We start from the raw sequence: 4256 nt of genomic DNA, 5'->3' as shown, positions 1-4256 counted from the left end.
AACTGGTGCGCCTGAGGGGACACAAGCGGGTGGTGATTCGTTTGGAGGGAGTGGTGTCAATCGCCACGTCTTACATCCCGGGTTCTTTTCTGGAAAGAATAGAGTAAAACAAAAGGATTAATTTAAGATTTATGAATTATGAATTACGATTTATGATTAAAAAAGTGCCAACAAGTACAATTAAAATCATAAATCTAAAATCGTAAATCAGGAAATACAAATGGAAAAAGGTTTATTTCACGATTTGTACAAGCGATTGGAGGAGCTTGATGTTCGGTCATATCCCCCGGGGCAGTTGTCGGGCTTGTTACACGGTTACTTGACGGTGTACTCGATGGTACGGGTATACCCGTGGTTGGAGAATGATTTTGGCACTCCCGGTGATATTCACGAGCGAGCGAAATCGATCGTTCACTTGTTCCCGAGGCAATTGAGAAATGAGGATGTCCCCGTCGATACCCGTGCCGGTTATGCGGCGGACATGATGGATGTCTATCAGGTGTACTCGGATTTGGGTTACTTGAAAAACGGTTTGGACGCAGCGTACCGGATTCTTGCGGCACGGGGGAATGGTAAGATCGCATTGCCTTGTCGTACTCCGAATGTTTGTCGTTTATTGTGCAATTGTTACTATTTTGTCGGGGACGAGGAGTGTGGAGAACTTACCGGACGATTGGTGACAGAGGTGTTGAGGTATACGCGGGGCGGAAACCGTGAAATGTTGTTGTCTTGGTGGGATGCTATTTGTTTGTATGATGACGTTGTAGGTGCGATGGAGTTGCCGTTGGAAGAACACGTGCGATTTGAGGAAGAGCGTGTGCGTTTGGTTGTCACCGTGAGGCAGGAGGAGGATGAGATTGTTAAACGATTCCTGCAATTGCGGGAGAATGATTTTGATGTTACAATAAAAGTGTTTAATATACTTGCAAAGCGGGAGTTCGCCGCTTGCAATGAGAGATATACCGGGTAACGCAACCCCCGGTAACAGCGTCTCCCTCGACGGTACTTCATAAGCCGGATCAAGCTATTAATACCGGAGGGGACGCTTCTTTTAAACTTTTAGTGAATAAGAAGCCTTATCATTTTATAAATGGAAAATTTGATAAACGAGGTATCCAAGTACTTGGTTGAAAGGAAAAGATACGTGAGTTATAAGGTGATTCTTTTGGCGGATGTCTATTTGTCGCTTGCCGGTTCGCTCGTGTCGCTTTTTTTTATCGATAGTTTTATAGCGGCTCTGTCTTGGTCGGCTTATGCTACGGTACTGTTCGCGGGAGGGGTGACGACTTTTTTAGTTTTTTGGCTTTCGGGAACGAGTAAGAACATCATCCGTCACGCATCGATGAAAAGTATGGGGAGATTGTGTTTCGCCATACTTTTGAGCGATATTCTTTTAGGAGGTGTGCTTTTTTGGTCAGATTGGTGCTTGTTCGGTCATCATCTTTTTGCTTTTTGCTTGCTTGATTTTCTCGTGACAACGGTAGTTTTAAGCGGTTTTCGCGTAACGCTGGTACTGGTTTACGATTATGCGGTTTCACGGGATGTTTCGGGTAAAAGCCGTGTATTGGTTTACGGGAGCGGGGATAAAAGTGTTGCACTCAAGAAGCGGATGTACACGAGTAAACACTATCAAGTAGTGGGGTTCGTGAACCCGGAGAGGTACTTGAAGTCCTGCGTGATATCCGATTTGCCGGTTTGTTATTTCGAGGACGAAGAAAATTTTTCCCGTTTCGTGAAGAAATATAATATTAATGCGTTGTTGTATCCCTCGCACGAGGAGGCTCGTCGGGAGGCGGATCGTTTGGTGCGTTTTTGTTCGGATTGCGGATTGAAAAATTTAGTGACGCCTCCGGTTGACGTGCTGGGCGATGGATTGAAGAAGACTATCGTTCGTGAAATACGGGTTGAGGATTTACTGGGGCGTGAAGAGATCAAGATAAATACGCGGGAGTGTGCTGAAAATTTTGCCGGCAAGGTGGTGATGGTCACGGGAGCGGCGGGCAGTATCGGTAGTGAGTTGTGCCGCCAATTGACGATTTTGGGTGTGGGGCATTTGATCCTGTTTGATAATGCGGAAACTCCGATGCACGAGTTCCGCATGGAACTGGAAAGAAATTTTCCGGGTTTGAAGTTTAGCCCTTTTATCGGGGATGTCCGTCAGAAGGAACGTTTGCGAATGGCTTTTGAAAAGTATCGTCCGGCGGTGGTTTTCCACGCTGCGGCTTATAAACATGTTCCTTTGATGGAGGAAAATCCCTGCGAGGCAGTGCGGGTGAACGTGATTGGGTCGAGGTTGGTAGCGGACTTTTGCGTGGAGTACGGGGTGGAAATGATGGTGATGATTTCGACGGACAAGGCGGTGAACCCGACGAACGTGATGGGAGCCTCGAAGCGATTGGCTGAAATCTACGTGCAGAGTTTAGGATTGGCGATGGAACGGGGAGAGGTAGAGGGAAAGACACGTTTCGTGACCACTCGTTTCGGGAATGTGCTGGGGAGTAACGGTAGCGTGATCCCATATTTTAGGAAACAAATCGAGCAAGGCGGTCCGGTAACGGTGACAGACCCGAGAATAACCCGTTACTTTATGACGATCCCCGAAGCTTGTCGGCTGGTGATGGAGGCGGCGGTCATGAGTGCGGGGAACCAGATCTTCGTTTTTGATATGGGTGAACCGGTGAAAATCGTAGACTTGGCGGAAAGGATGATTCGATTAGCCGGGTATATTCCGGGTGAAGATATTAAGATCAAATTTATTGGGTTGCGTCCCGGGGAGAAACTGTACGAGGAAGTGTTGAGTAACGAGGAGAATACCCTCCCGACGGGACATGCCAAAATTCGGGTAGCGCGGGTGCGTGAATACAAGCGGAACGATATCCTGAAGGTTTACGATAAATTGTCTGAATTGGCCTTGGCGGTAAAGGTGGAGGATACAGTGCGGCTGATGAAACGGGTAGTGCCGGAGTTTAAGTCGAATAATTCGGAGTTCGAGAGGTTGGATGTGAAATAGACGAGAGTTGAGAATTGAAAAATTAAGAGATGATAATAGCTGTGGATTTCGACGGTACGATCGTCGAGCATAAATATCCGGCAATCGGTAAGGAGCTTCCTTTCGCCATAGAGACATTAAAAAAGTTACAATCGGAACATCACAAGTTAATCTTATGGAGTGTACGCGAGGGTAAGCTTTTGGATGAGGCTGTTGCCTTCTGCCGTGATCGCGGCTTGGAGTTTTACGCCGTGAACCGTGATTATCCGGAGGAGGAGAAAGAGCAAAACAACCATTTCTCCCGCAAGTTGAAAGTAGACATCTTTATCGATGATCGTAATCTTGGCGGTCTCCCGGATTGGGGCATGATCTACGAGATGGTGAGCAAAAAACTTTCCTATGAGGATTTAATGCGCGAATACGAGTCGGAATACGAACCGAAGAAATCGAAAGGTCTTTTCTCTCGTTTGTTTCGTTAAACCCGCATCATCTGTGTTCAATGAAATAAAAATGATAACAAAATAATATGAAAATCAAAAGATTACTACTTTTATTGGCTTTACCTCTGTTGGTAGCGAGTTGCACCTCTTACAAGAATGTACCTTACCTCAAAAATCCAGAGGCTGTGAACGATTTTAAGGGGACACTTCCTTTGTATGACGCGAAGATCATGCCGAAAGACTTGTTGTGCATCACGGTCAATACGACAGACCCGAAGGCCGCGACTCCGTTCAACTTGACGGTGCAGACTCCGCTCAATGCGGCTTTGACAAATATCAGTACGACTACGCAACCGACCATGCAGCAATACTTGGTGAATAACAAGGGCGAGATTGATTTCCCTGTTATCGGTCGCTTGGCGGTGGGTGGTCTTACAAAGAACGAGGCCGAGGATTTGATTCGCGAGCGTTTGAAACCTTATTTGAAAGAATCCCCGATCGTTACGGTTCGTATGGCTAATTACAAGATCTCGGTATTGGGTGAGGTAGCCCGTCCAGGTAGCTTCACGATCGGTAACGAGAAGGTGAACGTGCTGGAGGCTTTGGCTATGGCGGGTGATATGACGATCTATGGTGTTCGCGATAACGTGAAGCTAATCCGTGAGGATGTGAACGGCAAGCGTAAGATCATCAAACTGAATTTAAACAATGCTGGAATCGTGACTTCCCCGTATTATTACTTGAAGCAAAACGATATTATTTACGTGACCCCGAACAAAACAAAAGCAAAAAACTCCGATATCGGTAACAGCACGACCCTTTGGGTG

4 protein-coding genes are annotated in these 4256 nt (G+C 46.5%); all 4 read left to right on the top strand.

The genetic code is table 11. The features are described 5' to 3' along the window. The first annotated feature begins 220 nt into the window (after window positions 1–220). Window positions 221–970, top strand: coding sequence for a hypothetical protein (locus tag AB5542_RS14460; RefSeq protein ID WP_368243140.1), 750 nt, complete (start codon window positions 221–223; stop codon window positions 968–970). Between the two features lie 120 nt (window positions 971–1090). Further along, on the top strand, window positions 1091–3010 hold the full coding sequence (locus AB5542_RS14455) for a polysaccharide biosynthesis protein (protein ID WP_270543815.1): 1920 nt from the start codon (window positions 1091–1093) through the stop codon (window positions 3008–3010). Between the two features lie 29 nt (window positions 3011–3039). Further along, entirely contained in the window at window positions 3040–3468 is a 429-nt protein-coding gene (locus AB5542_RS14450; RefSeq protein WP_099293435.1) for a BT0820 family HAD-type phosphatase, read from the top strand. A gap of 47 nt (window positions 3469–3515) precedes the next feature. Next, the coding region (locus AB5542_RS14445; RefSeq protein ID WP_368243138.1) for a polysaccharide biosynthesis/export family protein at window positions 3516–4256 on the top strand (741 nt) is incomplete at its 3' end.

The sequence above is a fragment of the Butyricimonas sp. RTP31003st1_G1_RTP31003_210430 genome (assembly GCF_040920905.1).
In the GTDB taxonomy this organism is placed as follows: Bacteria; Bacteroidota; Bacteroidia; order Bacteroidales; family Marinifilaceae; genus Butyricimonas; species Butyricimonas paravirosa.
This window is presented reverse-complemented; position numbering and strand designations above follow the sequence as displayed.